This window comes from Stenotrophomonas indicatrix (assembly GCA_041545745.1).
Taxonomy (GTDB): domain Bacteria; phylum Pseudomonadota; class Gammaproteobacteria; order Xanthomonadales; family Xanthomonadaceae; genus Stenotrophomonas; species Stenotrophomonas indicatrix_A.
The window spans coordinates 1611266-1630286 of sequence record CP168152.1 but is presented as its reverse complement, the minus strand read 5'-3'; the positions used below and the strand labels follow the sequence as shown (position 1 = coordinate 1630286).

Annotated in this window: 18 protein-coding genes and 3 tRNA genes; 7 read left to right on the top strand and 14 right to left on the bottom strand. The window is 65.1% G+C overall.

The annotated features are described in order from the left end of the window. Window positions 1-41: 41 nt before the first annotated feature. From lpxK to ACEF39_RS07475, 7 genes are all read right to left on the bottom strand, one after another. Window positions 42-1061, bottom strand: coding sequence for a tetraacyldisaccharide 4'-kinase (gene lpxK / locus ACEF39_RS07505; RefSeq protein WP_500287496.1), 1020 nt, complete (start codon window positions 1059-1061; stop codon window positions 42-44). Next, entirely contained in the window at window positions 1061-2809 is a 1749-nt protein-coding gene (gene msbA, locus ACEF39_RS07500) for a lipid A export permease/ATP-binding protein MsbA (protein ID WP_500287495.1), read from the bottom strand. The genes lpxK and msbA overlap by 1 nt, the downstream gene beginning before the upstream one ends. Next, entirely contained in the window at window positions 2806-3228 is a 423-nt protein-coding gene (locus ACEF39_RS07495; protein WP_025875217.1) for an ExbD/TolR family protein, read from the bottom strand. Before ACEF39_RS07495 ends, msbA begins: the two co-directional genes overlap by 4 nt. A gap of 2 nt (window positions 3229-3230) precedes the next feature. Next, window positions 3231-3893, bottom strand: coding sequence for a MotA/TolQ/ExbB proton channel family protein (locus tag ACEF39_RS07490; RefSeq protein ID WP_500287494.1), 663 nt, complete (start codon window positions 3891-3893; stop codon window positions 3231-3233). Between the two features lie 3 nt (window positions 3894-3896). After that, window positions 3897-6308, bottom strand: a complete 2412-nt coding sequence (locus ACEF39_RS07485) for a DNA internalization-related competence protein ComEC/Rec2 (RefSeq protein WP_500287493.1) — start codon at window positions 6306-6308, stop codon at window positions 3897-3899. A gap of 70 nt (window positions 6309-6378) precedes the next feature. Continuing rightward, window positions 6379-7722 carry a sensor histidine kinase gene (locus tag ACEF39_RS07480; protein WP_089240065.1) on the bottom strand — a complete coding sequence of 448 codons (1344 nt, stop codon included), beginning with the start codon at window positions 7720-7722 and terminating at the stop codon, window positions 6379-6381. Between the two features lies 1 nt (window position 7723). Continuing rightward, window positions 7724-8395 (bottom strand): response regulator transcription factor, encoded by a 672-nt coding sequence (locus ACEF39_RS07475; protein ID WP_108264756.1) that lies wholly within the window; start codon window positions 8393-8395, stop codon window positions 7724-7726. A 144-nt stretch (window positions 8396-8539) separates the two neighbouring features. On the opposite strand from ACEF39_RS07475, the gene ACEF39_RS07470 reads away from it, so the two are divergent. Together ACEF39_RS07470 and ACEF39_RS07465 are read left to right on the top strand one after the other, a co-directional pair. Next, window positions 8540-9307: a MipA/OmpV family protein gene (locus ACEF39_RS07470; protein ID WP_500287492.1), complete on the top strand. Its 768-nt coding sequence runs from the start codon at window positions 8540-8542 to the stop codon at window positions 9305-9307. Between the two features lie 39 nt (window positions 9308-9346). After that, window positions 9347-9634, top strand: a complete 288-nt coding sequence (locus tag ACEF39_RS07465; protein ID WP_025875229.1) for a hypothetical protein — start codon at window positions 9347-9349, stop codon at window positions 9632-9634. 8 nt (window positions 9635-9642) lie between these two features. Here ACEF39_RS07465 and ACEF39_RS07460 read toward each other — a convergent pair whose 3' ends face one another. Next, window positions 9643-9783, bottom strand: a complete 141-nt coding sequence (locus ACEF39_RS07460; protein WP_170929494.1) for a hypothetical protein — start codon at window positions 9781-9783, stop codon at window positions 9643-9645. Window positions 9784-9890: 107 nt separating this feature from the next. Here ACEF39_RS07460 and ACEF39_RS07455 point away from each other — a divergent pair, with 107 nt between their 5' ends. The 4 genes from ACEF39_RS07455 (at window position 9891) to ACEF39_RS07440 (ending at window position 11484) form a co-directional block, all read left to right on the top strand. Continuing rightward, on the top strand, window positions 9891-10460 hold the full coding sequence (locus ACEF39_RS07455) for a TlpA family protein disulfide reductase (RefSeq protein ID WP_500287491.1): 570 nt from the start codon (window positions 9891-9893) through the stop codon (window positions 10458-10460). An 11-nt stretch (window positions 10461-10471) separates the two neighbouring features. Beyond that, the gene (locus ACEF39_RS07450; RefSeq protein WP_500287490.1) at window positions 10472-10663 is read left to right on the top strand and encodes a hypothetical protein; all 192 of its coding nucleotides are present in this window, start codon (window positions 10472-10474) and stop codon (window positions 10661-10663) included. Window positions 10664-10694: 31 nt separating this feature from the next. After that, entirely contained in the window at window positions 10695-10889 is a 195-nt protein-coding gene (locus ACEF39_RS07445) for a hypothetical protein (protein WP_099820043.1), read from the top strand. 262 nt (window positions 10890-11151) lie between these two features. After that, entirely contained in the window at window positions 11152-11484 is a 333-nt protein-coding gene (locus tag ACEF39_RS07440; RefSeq protein ID WP_500287489.1) for a hypothetical protein, read from the top strand. 112 nt (window positions 11485-11596) lie between these two features. On the opposite strand, the gene ACEF39_RS07435 is transcribed toward ACEF39_RS07440, so the two are convergent. The 3 genes from ACEF39_RS07435 to uvrB all read right to left on the bottom strand — a co-directional run bounded on the left by ACEF39_RS07435 (window position 11597) and on the right by uvrB (window position 13975). Continuing rightward, window positions 11597-11671, bottom strand: a tRNA-Val gene (locus ACEF39_RS07435). Window positions 11672-11768: 97 nt separating this feature from the next. Beyond that, window positions 11769-11843 (bottom strand) — tRNA-Val (locus tag ACEF39_RS07430). A gap of 107 nt (window positions 11844-11950) precedes the next feature. Beyond that, a complete protein-coding gene (gene uvrB, locus ACEF39_RS07425; protein ID WP_500287488.1) occupies window positions 11951-13975 on the bottom strand; it encodes an excinuclease ABC subunit UvrB in 2025 nt (674 codons plus the stop codon). A 179-nt stretch (window positions 13976-14154) separates the two neighbouring features. On the opposite strand from uvrB, the gene ACEF39_RS07420 reads away from it, so the two are divergent. Beyond that, window positions 14155-14649, top strand: coding sequence for a GspH/FimT family pseudopilin (locus tag ACEF39_RS07420; protein WP_500287993.1), 495 nt, complete (start codon window positions 14155-14157; stop codon window positions 14647-14649). Window positions 14650-14701: 52 nt separating this feature from the next. Here the strand turns inward: ACEF39_RS07420 and ACEF39_RS07415 are convergent. From ACEF39_RS07415 to ACEF39_RS07405, 3 genes are all read right to left on the bottom strand, one after another. Continuing rightward, window positions 14702-14778: transfer RNA gene (locus ACEF39_RS07415), tRNA-Asn, on the bottom strand. Between the two features lie 45 nt (window positions 14779-14823). Then, on the bottom strand, window positions 14824-15231 hold the full coding sequence (locus ACEF39_RS07410) for a type IV pilin protein (protein WP_500287487.1): 408 nt from the start codon (window positions 15229-15231) through the stop codon (window positions 14824-14826). Window positions 15232-15254: 23 nt separating this feature from the next. Further along, the gene (locus tag ACEF39_RS07405; RefSeq protein ID WP_500287486.1) at window positions 15255-19016 is read right to left on the bottom strand and encodes a pilus assembly protein; all 3762 of its coding nucleotides are present in this window, start codon (window positions 19014-19016) and stop codon (window positions 15255-15257) included. Window positions 19017-19021 lie beyond the last annotated feature (5 nt).

The following is a 19021-nucleotide window of genomic DNA, read 5'->3' as shown; positions in this document are numbered from 1 at the left end:
ATGCGGCCGGCGGCGTGCATTTGCAAGCGCCGCACGGCCCCTCAGTTCGGTCGCAGCTTGTCCAGGCGATCGGTCAACGCGATCCAGAAAGCAGCGGGCATCTCGGCACGCAACGGCACGGCGTAATGCCAGTCATTGCCGAACGCGCGGCACTTCACAGCATCCTTTTCGGTCATCAGCACCGGCAACTGGCTGCCAAAGGACAGATCCTGCGGCTGGTAGGCGTGATGGTCAGCGAAGGCGTGCGGCACCACGCCGATCGCACGCGCGCGCAGCATGTCGAAGAAGCGTTGTGGATGGGCGATGCCGGCCACGGCATGCACGCGTTGACCCGCGAAGTACGAGAGCGGACGCGCCCGTCCACCGGCCAGTGGTTGTGCACTGTCGATGTGCAGGGCCATCGGCCATTGGCCGAAGCCGCAGGCCTGGGCAGCCGTCGCTTCATCCGCCTGGCCCAGGTTGACCACCCGGAAATCGCATTCGGCGGCGCGGCTGACCGGCTCGCGGAGCGGGCCGGCCGGGATCATCCGGCCATTGCCATAGCGGCGCTGGGCATCGACCACCTCGATCTCGATGTCCCGCGCCAGCCGGTAGTGCTGCAGGCCGTCATCGCAGACGATCACGTCGCAGCCGGCGGCGATCAACGCCTTGCCCGCGGCCACGCGATCACTGTCCACGCGCACCGGTACGCCGGTTTTCCAGGCAATCAGCACTGGCTCGTCGCCACCGAGGGCGGTCGGCGTATCGGCTTCCACCCAACGCGCCTTGTCCGCTTCTTCGCGGCCATAGCCGCGACTGGCCACGCCGGGCTTCCAACCCGCGGCCCGCAGGCGCTCGACCAGGGCGATGGTCAGCGGCGTCTTGCCGGTGCCGCCGGCGGTGATGTTGCCGACCACGATGACCGGCACCGCCAGCGCATGGCGCTTGCGCCAGCCACGCCGGTACAGGCGCCGGCGCAGCGCGGTGACGCCCGCGTACAGCGGTGCCAGCAATCGCATCGGCCACGGAACCGGGCTGCCGTCATACCAGTACGGCGGGGTCTGGGTACCTTTGCCCGCCATCAGTCCTGCCTTTCGCGGAACTGCATGTTGTGCAGGTGCTGGTACAGGCCGCCCATCGACAGCAGTTCCTGGTGGGTGCCACGTTCAACGATGCGACCATGGTCCATCACCAGCACCTGGTCGGCATGCTCGATGGTCGACAGGCGGTGCGCGATCACCAGCGTGGTGCGCTCGGGCATCAAGCGCTGCAGCGCATCCTGCACCAGACGCTCGGATTCGTTGTCCAGCGCCGCGGTGGCCTCGTCCAGGATCAGGATCGGCGCATCGCGCAGGATCGCGCGGGCGATCGCCAGGCGCTGGCGCTGGCCGCCGGACAGCAGCGCGCCATTCTCGCCCACCGGCGTCTGCAGCTGCTGCGGCATGCGTGCAATGAACTCCCAGGCATTGGCCGCCTCGGCGGCGGCACGGATCTGTTCGTCGGTTGCATCCATGCCATAGGCGATGTTGGCCGCGATGGTGTCATCGAACAGCATGACCTTCTGGCCGACGATGGCCACCTGCCTGCGCAGATCGGCCAAGGGGTAATCATCCAGGGCGACGCCGTCGAGCAGGATGCGCCCGCCGTTGGGCTCGTAGAAGCGCGGCACCAGCCGGATCAGGCTGGTCTTGCCGCTGCCGGAACGACCGACGATGGCGGTGACCGTGCCGGGCCTGGCAACGAAACTGATGTCGTCCAGGGCGATGCCGCTGTCTTCACGGTAACGCAGCATGACGTGCTCGAAGGCCAGTTCGCCGCGTACGCGCTGCACGGCGTGCGTGCCGTCGTCGCGCTCAACCGGCATGTCGATGATGCTGAACAGGCGCTCGGCAGCGGCCACGCCGCGCGAGATCGAGGTCTGCACGCTGGTCAGCCGGCGCAGCGACGGAATGATCGCCATCATCGAGGTCATCAGGCCCATGAACTGGCCCGCATTGAGCTTGCCGGCCAGCGCCTCGCGGGTGGACACCCACACGATCACCGCCAGCGCCAGCGCCGCCAGGAACTGGACCACGCTGGAGGCGGCCGCACGGGTTACTTCCACCTTCATGTTCAGCGCCAGCATGCGGTTGGCCAAGCGCGAGTAACGCGAGATTTCATGCTGCTGGGTGCCGTGCACCTTCACTTCCTGCTGCGCGGCCAGCGATTGCTCGGCGGTCTGCGCCATGGTGCCCATGCCGTCCTGGATGCCGCGGCTGATGCGCCGGTAGCGCTTGCCCACGTAGGAGACGATCACGCCGATCAGCGGCACCACCACCAGCATCGCCAGGGTCACCTTGACGCTCATCTGCAGCATCACCGCCAGCATGGCGATGATGGTCAGGGTATCGGCGACCACGGTCTTGAGCGCGTCGGCACTGGCCTGGGTAACCTGTTCGGTATCGAAGTTCAGGCGGCTGACCATCACCGGCGTCGCCTCGGCGTCGAAGTGCGAGGACGGCAGGTGCAGGTACTTCTGCAGCACCTGTTCGCGCAGGTCGCGGACCACGCTGCGGCCGGTCTTGGCCAGCGTGTAGTCGCTGACCCAGGTCGCCACGCTGCGCATCAGGAACAGGCCGAGGATGGTCAGCGGCAGGATCACCGCCATGCGCGGCTCAGGGTTGACAAAGCCCCGGTTGACCAGCGGCTCCATCAGCTTGGTGAAGTGATAGCCGGCCAGGGCTTCGACCACCATCGCGATGACCGCGCCGATCATGAAGACCCAGTAGGTGCGGGTATAGCCCAGCAGACGTTTGTAGATCGGCCACACTGGCGCGTGATGGGAACTCATGGACGCACCTCTGGCGCTGTTGCAATGGCGATACGACGGAAGCCGAGCTGGCCCAGCGCATCCTGCGCGGTGACCACGGCCTGGTAGGGAGTGCGCGCGTCGGCACGCAGCAGCACGGTCTGTTCACGGTCGCTGCCGGCGACAGCGGCGATCGTCTGCTTGACCGACTCGACGTCGCTGCGCAGCACTTCCTGATCGTTGACGAAGTAGCGACCGTCCGCGTTGATCAGCACGCTCAGCGAGCGCGGTGGCTCGTTGGTCTGCTGCTGGCTGGCGGTCGGCAGCTGCACCTGCAGGGTCGACCGCGCATCGAAGGTGGTGGTGACCACGAAGAAGATGATCAGCACCAGGATGACGTCGATCAGCGGCACCAGATCGATATGCGGTTCATCCTGGGACCGGTCGTTGCCGATACGCACGATCAGGCCTTTGCCGTGGCGGCGGAGGATGCGCGCGCGGCAGGAGCCGGGGCCATCACCCCCGGGCGACCGTCCAGCGTATCCAGCAGTGCACTGGCTTCCTGCTCCATCTCCACCACGTAGCCGTGGATGCGGCCCTTGAAGAAGCGGTGGAACATCAGCGCCGGGATCGCCACGATCATGCCGGTGGCGGTGCACACCAGCGCCTTGCCGATACCGCCGGCAAGCTGGTTCACATCCCCCACGCCGTGGTCGAGGATGCCCAGGAACATCTGGATCATGCCGACCACGGTGCCGAGCAGGCCCAGCAACGGGCCGGCCGAGGCGATGGTGCCCAGCGCGTTGAGGAAGCGCTCCATGCGGTGCACCAGGTGGCGACCGGTGTCTTCGATGCGCTCGCGGATCTGGTCGCGCGGGCGGTTGCGCGCTTCCAGTGCGGCGGCCAGCAGGGCGCCCAACGGCGAATTGGCCCGCAGGGTCTGCAGGTGCGCCGGGTCGAGCTTGCCGCGCGCAGCCCAGTTGCGCACTTCCTGGCCCAGGCCAGGCGGCAGCACCTCGTTACGCCGCAGGGACCAGAAACGCTCCAGGACGATCGCCAAAGCCAGTACGCCCAACAGCAGCAGCGGCACCATCGGCCAGCCACCGGCCTTGACCAGTTCCCACACGTTTCAACCCTCCGGCCCAACGGCCGCTTGTTCGATCGGCGATAGGATAGCAGCCGACCGTGCCCGCCCAGCGGCATCCCACCACCGGGCTGCGTGGATACGCTGTTCACGCAGCTGCAGGCCTTGTGCACCAAGCCATACGCGGATCGCCCCGGACTCGGCGGTGGACAGCACTTCGGCGCCGGCCGCCTGCCAGCGCTGCACCACGTCACGCTTCGGGTGGCCAAAACGGTTCTGGTGCCCGGCCGAGACCAGCGCCAGCTGCGGCGCCACCGCCTTGACCCAGCCCCCAGTAGAGCTGCCTCCGCTGCCGTGATGGGGCACCAGCACTACGTCCGCACGCAGCGCATCGGCAGCGCCCTGCTGCAGCGCCTGCTCGCCCTGCCGGCCAATGTCGCCGGGCAACAACACCACACCGTGTGCGCCGGCAACCCGCAGCACGCAACTGGCTTCGTTGTCGGCGCCCTTCATGCCGGCGGCCGGGAAAGCCGCAGGCGGATGCAGCACCTGGAAATCGACCCCGTCCCATTGCCAGCGCAGCCCCGCTTGGCAGGTGCCGGCAGTGGCAATCGCACTGCCCCGTGGCGCCAGGACGTCCAGTCCCGGCAGTTGCCGGCGCAGCGCTGCCAGGTTGCCGCTGTGGTCCAGATGGTCGTGACTGATCATCACCCGCGTCGGTGGCACCTGCCCCAACGCCCGCACCGTCGGCAGCAGCATCCGCTCCTCGCCCTCGCTGCCTGCTGGAGGGCCGACGTCGTACCAGAGTGCGTGGTGGGCGGTCCGCAGCAGTACCGCCGTGCCCTGGCCGACATCGTGCACCACCAGTTCCAACTCCCCTTGCTGCGGCGCCGAGCGTGCCGGCCACAGCAACGGCAGGCACAGCAATGACCCGGCAAGCACCGCCCCCGCCCCGCGTGGCAACAGCCACCAGAACACCCCCAGCAGCGCCGCCGGCAACGCCCAGGCGGGCCCCTGCGCCAGCCACCACATCGCCTGCGGGTGCTCGGCCAACGGCTGCATCAGCTGCCAACTGGCATCGAACACCCAGGCTGCCGCGCGCCAAGGCCACTGCCCTGCTCCGCTGCGCAGGGCCTCCAGAGCGGTTCCCAGCAGAGCCAAAGGCACTACCAGCAGGCTCCACAGCGGAATGACCGGCAGGTTCACCAGCGGCCCCAGCCGTGCGGTGCCGCCAAACAGCGCCACTGCCAGCGGCAGCAGAGCGACGCTGGCCACCCCCTGTCCTGCGAGAGCGCCGCGCAGCATTGCGGCGAACCCCTTCGGCCGTCCCTGTGGCAGGCACCACAACAACCACAGGACACCGCCGAAACTGAGCCAGAAGCCTGCAGACAGCACCGACAGCGGGGCCGGCAACAGCATCGCCAGCGCGGCAAGCGCCAAGCCCTGTGCCACCGTCACCGGGCGGCGGACGACGCGTGCCAGGGCCACCACCGCGATCATCAACGCGGTGCGCACGGTCGGCAGCTCGCTGCCCGCAACAACGGCATAGCCGGCCGCTGCCACCGCTGCCGCACAGGCCGCCGCCTGCGGTCGTGGCCAGAACCCGGCAAGCCCCGGCCAGGATCGCCAGAGAACAGAACACAGCAATGCGGCGAAGCCCGCCACCAGACCCACATGGAAGCCGGAAATGGCGATCAGGTGGGTCAGGCCCAGCGCGCGCAGCTGCGCCCAGTCGATATCGGACAGGCCACGCGTATCGCCCAGCGCCAGCGCCTGGATGAACCGCGCCGAGGGATGTGCGATCTGCCTGGCGATGGCCGCACTGGTGCGCTCGCGCCAGGCGGGCAGACCATGTGCGGGACGCAGCTGCCGCGTAGTGCGGGCATCACGCACGTTGCCACTCGCTGCCAGCCCACGCAGCAGCGCATGCCGCTCGCCATCGAAGCCACCCGGGTTGATGCGTGAGCGTGGCGGTCGCACGCGCAGCGACAACTGCCAGTCCGCGCCGGCGTGCAGGCGATGTCTCTGATCAACCCCAGCGTTGGTCGCCCCACCCCGTGGCGCGTGCCAGAGCACCTGCAGCCGCTTGCCACGCAGCATCGGCATCGCATCGGACGCATCGACCCGGAACTCGAACCGGGTGTATCCAGGCGCTTCCTTCGGCAGGTCGACAACCTGACCCTGGACCAGCACATCCTGCGCAGCAGCACCGGCCGGCAGCTGCGCCTGCAGCGCCCAATACCCATGGCAGCACGTCCAGGCCAGGCCGAACAGCAGCGCAGCCACCGCGCGTCCTCGCCAGCGCAGCACCCAGCCCAGCGCCGCCACGTTGGCCGCCAGAACAGACAGCCACAGCGGCGGCAACACCGGCAACAGCACGCAGGCCAAGGCACCGGTGACCAGCGCGGCTGCGCACGCGGGGCCGAGCAATGGCGACAAGATCCGATCGGCAGCCATCGACACAGCGTGCCGAGGCAGGGCCTCACGCAACCATCAGGCAACTCCCTGCGGCTTTGTCAGCGCCTGACTAACGACGCACGCTGCCGCGGTGGAAGTTGACCCGGAAACTGGCGCCGCCTCCAACGGCCTCGCCTACGCTCACCGTGCCGCCGTGGTGCTGCACGATTTCCTTGACCAGGTGCAGACCCAGGCCGCTACCACTGCCAGCAGCGCGCAGCCGATGGAACGGCTCGAAGATCGCCTCGCGGTCACCGACCGGCACACCGGCGCCCTGGTCGCTGACTTCCAGCAGGCCCTGCCGGTCCAGACGCACGCAGATGGTGCCGCGCCCACCGCCGTGGACGATGGCGTTGTGCACCAGGTTGGCGATCACCCGGCCCAGGGCCAGGCCATCGCCATGGATCCATACCGGCGTTTCCGGCGCATCCACTTCGAAGCCATAGCCGGCGCCAACGACCAGCGGCGCGAGGTCGGCGGCCGCTTCGCGCACGACATGCGCCAGGTCCAGCCGCTGCAACGCGGCGATGTTCCTGTCCAGGCGCTGCAGGTCGAGCAGATGCTCGGCGACATTGCCGAGACGAGCGACATCGGTCAGCAGCTGCGATTTCAGCTCCCCCTGCGGCAACTGCGACAGGCGCGCCTGTACCACCGCAATCGGCACCCGCAGTTCATGCGCGGCATCGGCGAGGAATTTATCGCGCGCTGCGTAGCCCTGCTGCACCTTGTCGATCGCATCGTTGAACGCTTCGACCAGAGGCGCCACCTCGGTCGACACCAGCTGCGCGTCCAGGCGCGCACCAGGCTGGCCGATATCCAGCTCCTTGGCCTGCTGCGCGGACCGGCGCACGCCACGCATGGCGCGATGGATCACCGTCGGCATCACCAGCAGCGTGACCACGATCAACGGCAGGAAGAACCACAGGCCGATCAACCGCAGCACCATCAATGCGCCATCCAGCAGGCCGCCCTTCGGCGCCCCGCCCACCATCACCGTGATGCGGCGGCCGTCTTCGTTGCGGATCATCACCCGGGCCACGTCCAGGTAAGGCGGTACCAGCGAACCCAGCTCGGTGGCACCCAGTGTCGGCAGGCGGGCCAGCAGCGGCGCGTGGATGGCAGGCAGCGTGCCGCGCTGCAGCCATGCACCGCGATCATCCACTGCGGCGAACCACAGGTTGCCGCCGGCACGCGCGTCGAGCTTCTGCCAGCGTGCTTCGTCCAGCACCAGCCGGCCGCCTTCGCTGTGCACGGCGTTGGCCGCGCTCTCGGCCATGAACATGTCCATGCCCCAGGTGTCCTTGTCGCCCCAGGTCAGGATCAGCGCGACAACGGCAAACAACACCGTGAAGGCCTGCGCCAGGAACAGCCGCCACGCCAGCCCCAGGGTGATCGAACGGATCGGTCGTGCCATCTCAGGCCTCCGCCAGCAGGTAACCGACGCCGCGGATCACGTGGATCTCCACGCCTGCCCCGGCCTGCTGCAGCGCCTTGCGCAGCTTGGAAATATGCGCGTCGAGTGCATTGGACTGGATCTCATCATCGAACCCGTACACCGCCGCTTCCAGCGCACTGCGGGTGACCGTGCGCCCCTGCCGCATCGCCAGCGCCTGCAGCACCAGCACCTGCCGACGCGGCAGTGCGACCGGCTGGCCATCCACCTGCGCCTGCAGCGATTCGAAATCAAACTCCAGCCGGCCCAGCCGCAACCGGGGGGTCACCATCGCCGACGGTCGACGCGAGACGGCGCGGATGCGCGCCATCAGCTCTTCGATCGCCACCGGCTTGACCAGATAGTCATCGGCACCGACATCCAGCCCCTCCACCTTGTCCGACAGCCCACCCTTGGCAGTGAGCATGATCACCGCCAGGTTCGGCCGCAGCGCACGGGCAATCGCCACGAAGCCCACGCCATCACCATCGGGCAGTTGCCGATCGAGCAGCATCAGCTGATGCACCGGCTCACGCAGGGCGAGCGCAGCCTCGGCCAAGCTGCCGACCACGTCGGCGACCACACCCTGGCGCTCAAGCCCGGACTGCAGGGCTCGCGAGAGATCGGGGTCATCTTCGACCAGGAGAATGCGCATCGGGGGCTCGGCAACCGGAAACGGTGCCGATCATAGTGCCTTCGGCGTGCAGGTGGCGGCGATGCCAGCAGATTGCGCCTGCGCAATGTTCCGACAATGTTGCGCGCGCAGCATGCATCGCCATCCCTGCAACGCACTACATCGATGACCTCACTGTCCCCCGCCCTGCTGCGCCCCCTGCTGTGCACCGTCGCTCTCTCCACGCCGCTGCTGGCAAACGCGCAGGAACAGGCTCCGGGGGTGCAGGCCGGCATCACCTTCGGCGCGACCACTGGCGCCTACGCACACTATGACGACAAGCCGCTGGTGCTGCCGGCGCTGTCCTGGCAGGGCAAGCGCTTCTTCGCCAGCCCTGGCTCGCTCGGCATGAACCTCTACAAGGCCGATGGCCTGCGCCTGTCGGCGGTAGCGACGCCCTACACGTTGCGCTTCAAGACCGACGACGTGAACGATCCGCAGCTGCGCCGCCTGCACAGCCGGCAGATGTCGGCGATGGTCGGCATCAATGCCGACTACAGTGCGGACTGGGGTGCGGTGGCGGCCAGCGTGAAGCGCGAAGTGAGCGGGCACGGCGGCGGCGTTGAATCCAGCCTGCATTACAGCTATCCGATCCAGGCCGGCCGTTTCACCTGGGTGCCGCGCGTGGGCGTGGTGCATTCCAGCGCCCGCCTGCTCGACTACTACTACGGCATCAGCGACGAGGAAGCACTGCGCTCCGGGCTGGCAGCCTACAAGCCCGGCAGTGCCACCTCGCCGAGCCTGCAGATCGCGGTCAGCACGCCGCTGGGTACGAAATGGCGCGCGACCGGCGTTGTCGCCAACCAGTGGTTCGGTGATGCCGTCGAGGACAGCCCGATGGCACGGCGCAGCAGCCAGACCTCCGCTTTCATCTCGCTGATGCGCGCATTCTGACCGAACCTGCATCCGCCCCACGGACAACAAGGATCCCGCATGGCCGCCGTCACCCCCACCGCCGATGCCAACGCGATCCTGCGCGCACCGGATCTGGACAGCGCCGAGCGCGCCTACCTGGGCCTGTTGCCGGACATGGATCATGTCGATGCACTGACCCGACGTGCGCTTGGCCTGTCGCGCGCTGCCGATGCCGCGCGCGGCTATGCCCTGTCGATGACCTTGGTCGGCCTGCGCCTGCAGGAACTGGAGATGGGCGAGCCGTGTGCGGCCGAGTATCGGCAGGCAACGCTGCGCAGCCTGCGCCAGGCCTTCACTGCGGCCTGAGCGTCCCGTCAGCGGAAGGTCGTCCAGGCCAGCACCGCAGACAGCAGTGCGACCCAGATCACGGCCTTGAAGGTGCCTTCCAGCATGTTGCCGCCGAACAGCAGTTCGATGATCGGGTCAGGCCGGGAAACGGGAGCATGGTCACTCATGGTGGCGTCCTGAGGTTTGGGAACTGCGTCACCTATGATAGAAAAGCTTGACATTCCTGTTGCTGTTTCCGGTATGGTCGATGCAACGCGGCGTTCAAGGATGATCGATGCTCAAGCGTGCACTGTTTCCCGTAGTCGCCCTGCTGCTGGCCGCACTGGTCATCATGCTCTCCTGGCAGAACCGCCAGTTGCGGCAGGTCAACGAACAGATGGCGGCGCAGCTGCAGCAGACCCAGCTGGATGCACATGGTCTTGCAACCGGCACCCGACCTGAACTGTTAACGCTGCGGACGACGCAGCAGACCCATGTCGATATCGGTGGCCACCGCGCCGTGCCGCAGATCCTCTACTTCTTCTCTACCGCCTGCCGCTACTGCCTGGCCTCAGTGCCACAGCTGCAGCAGATCGCGGCTGCACGTGGCAGCGCCGAACTGGTCGGCGTCGGCCTGCCACCGTATGACCAGCTCGCCGACTACGCCGGCAAACACGCGCTGGCGTTTCCGATCGCCGTCGACGATCAGGGCGAAGTCTCCAAGCGTTACCGCGCAACGCTGACACCGATGCTGATGGTGCTCGCCGCAGATGGCAGCGTCGCCTACAAGCATGTCGGCCAGCTCGACACAGAGACGGTACAGGCCGTCGCCAAGGCAATGAATCCGGGAAGCCACACCAACTGAAGGAGATACACATGATCGGGAAGAAAGCGCTGTTCTCGTCCGTCGCCGGTATCGTCATCGTTGCTGCAATGTCATTCGGTGCCGCACAGGCCTTCGCCACACCGGTGAAGACCGGCTTTGCACCGGGTTGCAAGGAGCATCCCAGCTGCCCGTACGGCAATGCTGGCTCCCACGGCCTGCTGGTCTGCTGCGATCCGATGTGATCCACCTCGACACTCTGCAAAGGAGATACAGATGATCGGAAAGAAGAAGCTGTTCTCGTCCATTGCCGGCATCGTCGTGGTTGCCGCGATGTCATTCGGTGCCGCGCAGGCCTTCGCCACTCCGGCCAAGGCCGGGTTCGCACCGGGCTGCGAGTTCACCCCGGGTTGCCCGTATGGCGGTTCAGGGCACTGGTCCGGCCCGCGCCTGTGCTGCGATCCGCTCTGAGCCTGCTTGAAGGTTCCAGCCATGTCGTGACCTGAGCCCAGGCTTCCCGGCCAAACGGGGTCACTTCCGGGCAAATGGGCCGGACTGCCTTCACAGGCGGCCCGGCCCTTTTCATGATCGTGTCCTGCAGCTGCCCCGACCCAGCCCGGATTCATCCTTGCTGGCTCTCGTTGGCACGCGCTTTTCCAGCCTTCGTCGCATACCGGTTTCACACCGCAGGCCACGGTGCAACGCTGGACTCCCTTCTCCGGAGCACCGTGCCATGCCGATGCTTGCCTTGCTGCTGTTGATGGCCGGTCTATGCAACCGCGACGCCGACACCGGAAGCGATTCGCTGCGATTGCAGATCCTGCAGGCCGATGCCCAGCGTGCCGCCAGCGAGCCAGCCACGCACGGGCAGACGGAGCGCCAGAGCGTACAGATCCTGCGCCTGAGTGCGGATCGCGTGCTGCAGGTGGCCCATGATCGGGGGCACACTGAAGCGCCTGCGGGACAGCGCGGGCAAGCGCACTCCCGGGGCTTCATGCAGCTGTGGCAGCGCGTGGAAGGTCATTGGCAGCTGCAGCGCAGCGCCAGTGTCGAGCAACGCGGTTGATGATGACAGCAACCGGCCAGGCGCAGACGAGCGCGAATCGCAGGCACAAAAAAACCGGCCCAGGGCCGGCTTTCATCGTGTCCACCGCTGCTTCGGCGATGCCGGGAACCGGTGGTGGGCGGTACAGGGTTCGAACCTGTGACCCCTACCATGTCAAGGTAGTGCTCTACCGCTGAGCTAACCGCCCAAAAATTCCGTACAGCCCGCAGGCTGGTGCTTCTACGTAAAAACCCGGCGCCAGGGCCGGGCTTTTGATCCTCACGACAGCCCCCTGGGGGACTTCGTGGTGGGCGGTACAGGGTTCGAACCTGTGACCCCTACCATGTCAAGGTAGTGCTCTACCGCTGAGCTAACCGCCCGTTTGTTGCTTCTGCAGCGCCGCGATTGCGTCGGTGCAGGCCGCGTATATTACGGATGGCGACCGGCAAGCGCAATACTTTTGTGAAGAAAAGCCGCTTTACCGCGTTCAGCCCAGGCTGGCTTCCTTCAGCTGCCTGATCTGGTCGCGGACCCGGGCGGCATCTTCGAATTCCAGGTCTTTGGCATGCTGGTACATCCGCTGCTCCAGCGCCTTGAGGCGAGCGGCCAACTGCGCCGGACTGAGCGACCGGTAGTCGGCCGCATCCTCGGCCACGCCGGAACGGCCTTTGCCCTTGCCCTTGCGGGCCTCCTTCTCGGCGGCATCCGAGCGCGCGCCCTCCAGCACATCGACAATCGGCCGCAAGACCGAGCGGGGAATGATGCCGTGCTCCTGGTTGTACTCGACCTGCTTGGCGCGACGACGGTCGGTCTCGTCAATCGCCGCCTGCATCGAACGGGTGATCCTGTCTGCGTACAGGATCGCCTTGCCGCGCACGTTGCGGGCCGCACGGCCGATGGTCTGGATCAACGAACCGGTCGAGCGCAGGAAGCCCTCCTTGTCCGCATCCAGAATCGCGACCAGCGAGACCTCGGGCATATCCAGCCCCTCGCGCAGCAGGTTGATGCCGACCAGCACATCGAACTTGCCCAGACGCAGATCGCGGATGATCTCCACGCGCTCGACGGTATCGATGTCCGAGTGCAGATAGCGAACGCGGATACCGTGCTCGGTCAGATACTCGGTGAGGTTCTCGGCCATGCGCTTGGTCAGGGTGGTGACCAGCACGCGGTCACCGGCCTTGATCCGCTCGTTGGCCTCACTCATCAGGTCATCGACCTGGGTGCCGACCGGGCGGATCTCCACCACCGGATCGATCAGGCCGGTCGGGCGAACCACCAGCTCGGCCATGTCCTCGCCAGCCTCACGGAATTCGTAAGGGCCCGGCGTCGCCGACACGTAGATACTGCGCGGGCAGCGCGCTTCCCATTCCTCGAAACGCAGCGGCCGGTTGTCCAGCGCCGACGGCAGGCGGAAGCCGAACTCGACCAGGGTTTCCTTGCGCGAACGGTCGCCCTTGAACATGGCGCCGATCTGCGGAATGGTCACATGCGATTCGTCTATCACCAACAGCGCATCAGCCGGCAGGTAATCGAACAGGGTCGGTGGCGGCTCGCCCGCGTTCTTGCCGGTCAAATGCCGCGAGTAGTTCTCGATGCCATTGCAGAAGCCCACTTCGGCCATCATTTCAAGGTCGAACTGGGTGCGCTGGGCCAGGCGCTGCGCCTCGACCAGCTTGTTCTGCGCGTACAGCTGCTCCAACCGTTCCTTCAGCTCGACCTTGATGGTCTCCACCGCCGCCAGCACCCGTTCACGCGTGGTCGCATAGTGGGTCTTCGGGTACACCGTGAAGCGCATCAGGTTGCGCATGGTCTCACCGGTGAGCGGATCGAACATCGTGATCTTTTCCACCTCGCCATCGAACAGTTCGATGCGCAGGGCCTCGCTGTCCGATTCCGCCGGGAACACGTCGATCACTTCACCACGCACGCGGAAGGTACCGCGCTGCAGCTCGTATTCATTGCGCGTGTACTGCAGCTGGGTCAGGTGATTGATCAGGTCGCGCTGGTCGATGCGCTCGCCCTTGGACAGGATCAGGCGCAGCGACAGGTAGTCTTCCGGCGCGCCCAGGCCGTAGATGGCCGACACGGTCGCCACCACGATCGCATCCGGTCGCGACAGCAGGGTCTTGGTCGCCGCCAGCCGCATCTGTTCGATGTGCTCGTTGATCGAACTATCCTTCTCGATGAAGGTGTCCGACGACGGCACGTAGGCTTCCGGCTGGTAGTAGTCGTAATAGCTGACGAAATACTCCACCGCGTTGTGCGGGAAGAACGCCTTGAACTCACCGTACAGCTGCGCGGCCAGGGTCTTGTTCGGCGCCATGATCAGCGTCGGCTTCTGGATCTGCTGGATGACGTTGGCGATGGTGTAGGTCTTGCCCGAGCCGGTCACGCCCAGCAGGGTCTGCTTGGCCACGCCAGCCTCGAAATTGCTGGTCAGCTTGGCGATGGCATCGGGTTGGTCGCCCGCCGGCGAATACGGCGAGACAAGCTGAAAACTGTCGCTCATGGTGTTGCCAGGTCCCGGGGAAGGTAAGTATAAGGGGCGTCCGGTGACGGTCGGCTGAGGGGAAGCCGGGGAGACCGGCAGGGGAATGCCTGATGGTGGGCCCCATTGAAAGGGGCGACGCTCGCTCCATGTCCACCCCCTCCTGGAAACACCCGCCTGCACACCCGCCCGCCCAGGGCATGCAACTGGTTGAACTGATGATGGTTGTTGCCGTCCTTTCGGTAATGCTGGCGGCCGGATGGCCGGCGATGCAGTCACTGCTGCTACGCCAGCGTGCCGACGCACTGCAGCTGACGCTGCATGCCAGTCTCTCCAGCGCGCGCAGCCAAGCGCTGATCCGGCGTGAACTGATCGGCGTGTGCGCCAGCGAAGACGGGCATCAGTGCACGGACGACTGGAGTGCTGGCTGGATCATCTATCGCAGTGGCCTGCGGCGGGACCCACCAGCAACGCCGGAAGCCATCCTGGCCCATCACCGTGGCCGCGACGATGTCTCGATCCTGGCACACGCCAGCAGCGGACGGCCGCTCCTGTTTTTCCAGGCGGATGGGCGAAGCCCCGGCGCCAATCTGACCCTGCGCATCTGCGCTGGCAGACACCTGCACGGCAAGCTGGTGGTCAACAATGGCGGGCGTACCCGCAGTGAACGCAGCAACCGCGATCTGCCGTGCTGAACAGAGCAAAGAAAAGCAAAAAGCCGCGATTTCTCGCGGCTTCTGCAATATCTGGCGCCCGAAGTTGGACTCGAACCAACGACCCCCTGATTAACAGTCAAGTGCTCTAACCGGCTGAGCTATTCGGGCGGGGAGGCGCATTGTACTGGTCGAATCCTGGAAGATCAACACCCACTACCAACAATCGGAAACCGCTCCTTCCGAGGTTTTCCGGTTGGCCTGGTCGAGGGTCAGCTTGCCGCAGCTGTCCTTGACCTGCGTACCCGCGGGAGACGCCGTGATCGTGAACGTGGAACCATCTCCGTTGTAACTCAGGTCGTATCGCGTCGCCCCGCCTTCGCGCGGCGAGACCTTGCTGGGCAGGGTGTAGCCCGAATAGGAATTGTTGCTGGAGTGATAGCGCTCCGCACGTTGCGCGTACTCGGCCAGGTCCGCTTTGGCTACTGCACGGTGTGATCGAAGTACGTACTGCTGGTACGAAGGAATCGCGATGGCCGCCAGGATGCCGATGACGATCACCACGATCATCAATTCGATCAACGTAAAGCCCGCTGAGCGATGAGGCGCACGGAAAGACTGCATGGATGTGGATCCTCGCACAGGGGTCACTGGAGCTGCCGCCAGGATTGGCGACCGCAGGGATAAGGCAGATACAGCGACTGGCTGCCAGCGGCGCCTACCACCATCCAGCATGAGCTGCCCCCGGGCGGACCTTCCTTGCCACTACCCAGACGCGGTATGACCGACAGGGATACGTCCTTGACCGGAGCGGTTCCCTCGGTCTTCATCGACAGGCCCGCTGTACCCGGCGCCGGCTTGACACCCGTGGGGGAACCGGTCCGGACATTCTCCAGGGCAGGCGCACCGGTCAGCGAGGAAAGACCAAACAGCCAGTTCGAACCACTCGTCGAGCAGCCCACGGATTCCAGATTGGGGACATAGGTCGGCATGAACATGATGCCGCTGACCAGCAGTGGATTACCAACGAACCGCTCACCGTTGCTCGCAGGCAGGTTGATCATCCACCCTCGCGCATTGGCCGGCGCAGTCCCTGCCACAATCTTGCGCGCCTCGGCGCCCGTCGCCGGAACATCCGCGGTATAGGGCGTCAGATTGGCCGCGGTCAAGGTCGATGTGACCCTCTTCCCGCCGATGTCATTGACCGCATACAACGCCTGTCGTGAGGTATCGTCCTTGTCACTGTAGAACGAGAAGCTGCCCGTACCGAAATACAGCATCACACCACCCGATGGACCGGTCGCAGCGGTCATGCCACCCGTGATCGGCTGGCGGAAGTTTCGCGCGCTGGTGTCCTGGCTGACCTGGGTGGTGAATACGGGAACGGTCAGCGCCGTGTCGGAACTATCGGTAAGGTCGAATTTCCAGATGGCGCCGCGCTGATCGGCGGCGTAGACGGTATCGGCAAGACCATCGCGACCGCGCAGGTCCTGGCTGTCACCACGCCAGCGATCCACCACCACCACGTTGCCCAACCCATTGTCTCCGGAGATATTGGCTCCCGAGGCATTGCTTTCTACCGCCTCGATCATCCGCGTGGCGCCGGACGCCATATCCACGACGAACAGAACGGCCTTGCGACTGGCACTGTTATAGCCGTTGCCGAAGATCGCCTTCCATGCAACCGTCTTGCCTTCCTTCACCGGCACGATCACCGGCTTGCCCAGCACGAAGCCGATGTTGTTGCGCACGCCCTCGGCCAACGACATGTTCAGGTCGCTGATCTCCCAGAGTGCTTGGCGCGTGCCAAACGCTGCCGGGTCACTCACGTCCAGCGCGAATACCGAGCGTCCACCAGCGCCAGCCGTACCGACCAGTCCCGTCTGCCAGGTGCTGCCGACGAGCATGTCCGAGATGGTGATTGGACCGTCGACGAAATAGCGATGGCGGAAGGTCTGATCAGCGGTATCCGGTTTGTACGGGAACAGCAGGTTGGCCATGTGGCCCAGCGAGGTTGACGGAATGTACGCAAAGCGCTCGGTCCCTCCCGTACTGTCCATCTCACCCGATGCCCCCATGCCACCATCGAAGGCATGCAGCATGCCGTCATTGGCACCGACGTACACCGTGTAACGACCACTCTTCGCCTTGGTGTCCAGGTACTTGGCATAGCTGACGGCATAATCGGTGCCGAGCTGGCGATAGCCATAGTCATCGATAGGCGAACTGACCACCGGGGCCGAATTGACGATGTCGCCCAGCGGCGTGGTCCGGTCGCGGTACTTGCCGCCGCTGCGCTTTTCCATCGTCGTATCCGCTTTCAGATAGCGGATGGCCGTGTCGATATCAGCATCAATGGACTTCAGCTTGTCAGTCGAGCACACCAGCATCTCTGCGTACTTGCCATCCGGCTTGCTGCACAGATCGGCCAGGCTGATGTCGGCCGAACCGAAGTCAACCAGCGTACCCGCTTTGTTGGCCACGATGCGGCGACCCGTTGAAGCGAGTTTCGTTGACGCCTCCCAGGCCTCGCTGAACACAGCGACCTGGTCACTGTTGATCTTTACGGTCGACGCCTTCAGCTTGCTCGACCAATCGGTCGCACCATTGCGGATGTCATAGCTTGGCGTCACCGACAGCGAACCTGCGCCAATGCGGGCGCCGGTCATGCCAATGGTTCCCGACGACGACTTGCCGCCGGAAATCGAGGCCAACACACGTCGCATCGCCTCGGTTACATCGGCAGGCGTCTGAGCATTGATGAATTCACCACGACTGTTGAGCGCGGCGTGCCAGATCTCATCGATGACCGTTCCATCGTCCACCGTCGACGGATCAGGGCTGCCGTTCCAGTTCGGCGGATTCTTGTACGGATCCGCCGTGGCGGCAGCATTCACGCCGTAAATCCGCCCCTGAGCACCAAGCGTGACACCGTAGAAATTCATGTGCAGATCGGCCTGGCAGTCCAGTCGCTTCCACTCCGCGCTGCCTTGGGACAACGTGCCGCAGCGCTCGTCCACCGGCACCTGCCCCTTGGGGAAGCCGGTATCGGAACGAAGCGGCGTCTTGCTGCCCGAGTAATAGGCCGCAGTGATGTCGGCCATCGTATTGTTGTAATTGTCGGCGAAGGGCAGTGTCGGCAGATTCACGGTATTGACCGCGTCCGCGTTGGCGAACGAGCCATTCGGATAGTTCTTGGAATTCGTATAGCCGTCCGTGAACAACATGCCGCCATTGCGCTGGCAAGCGCGGATGACGGGCGCGCCGTCATCGGTGCGGCGGAACTGTTCGGCCAGATACTCCACAGCACGTCGGTTGGGCGTGCCACTGATCGGCTTCAATCCGTAGATCTGCTGATAGAGATCGGCGCGGTTAGTCACCAGATCATGCATCTTCACGTTCTTCAAGTCATTGATCGTGAAGTAACCCACCCGCATGTTGTCGATGCCGTACAACGCCTCGGTAGAGGCACCGACAATGGCCAGCGTGCGGCTGCGGTGATACTGGAACCAATTGGCGAAGTTCTGCACCGCAGTATCGTAGGCACCATCGATGCTGTAGTTGTCCTTCTTGATCTGATAGCGGCGCAGATTGCACTTGGGCCCACAGGCACCCGTGATCACCGGTCGATTCGCATCGTCCAGCTTGTATCCGTAGGGCGCAGGTGAATTCTCCGGCAGATAGAAGGTCGCCGGGAAGTACTGCACGCCATACTGCACCGCAGAGCTGAAGTCGCGCGAAGCGGTACGCCAACTGCCGCCCTGGTAGTACGCATTGTCGGTTCCCGCCAGATTGGGAATCTTCATTCCATCGACGAACTGGAACCCTTCATTATTCCTCGAACGGACACTGGTCATGTCGTACGTGATGTCGTACCCCGCAAATCCGGAGCGCGGGTCGACACGCGCCGCCGTCTTGCTGGCAGCGTCCCAACGGGTTCCATCGGCCCTCAGCCACGGCTTGTAGCTGACGGACGGGTTGTAATAGCTTGCGTTGTAGACGTGCGAGCGGGCAAAGCCGAAGATATCCAGCGGTGGGATCGCGCGTCCATACGAATAGCGCTCGTTGTATTGACTGTGCGCGTAAAGGTAGAGGTAGCAATCGACTGAACTGGAGCTGCAGTCCTGGCCGACACTGTAGAAGCTGCCGTTGTTGTTGAAGAAACTGCCCGTCGTTTTGGTGAAGATCAATCGCCCGTCACCACCCGGGAACATGCGCTCGAAGGTCATCGAATTCGAGTCATCCACCGCCATGATGAACGCAGGCGGTGTCTGCACCTGCACGTTCAAGGGCTCCTGCGCCAACACACCCTGCGCCTGCGCGGCCATCAGGGTATGCACCAGGTAGCCGCCGGCGGCGACAACGGCAAGGCCTACGCCCGCCAGGATCCTGCGATTTCGCGTGTTCATGGGTT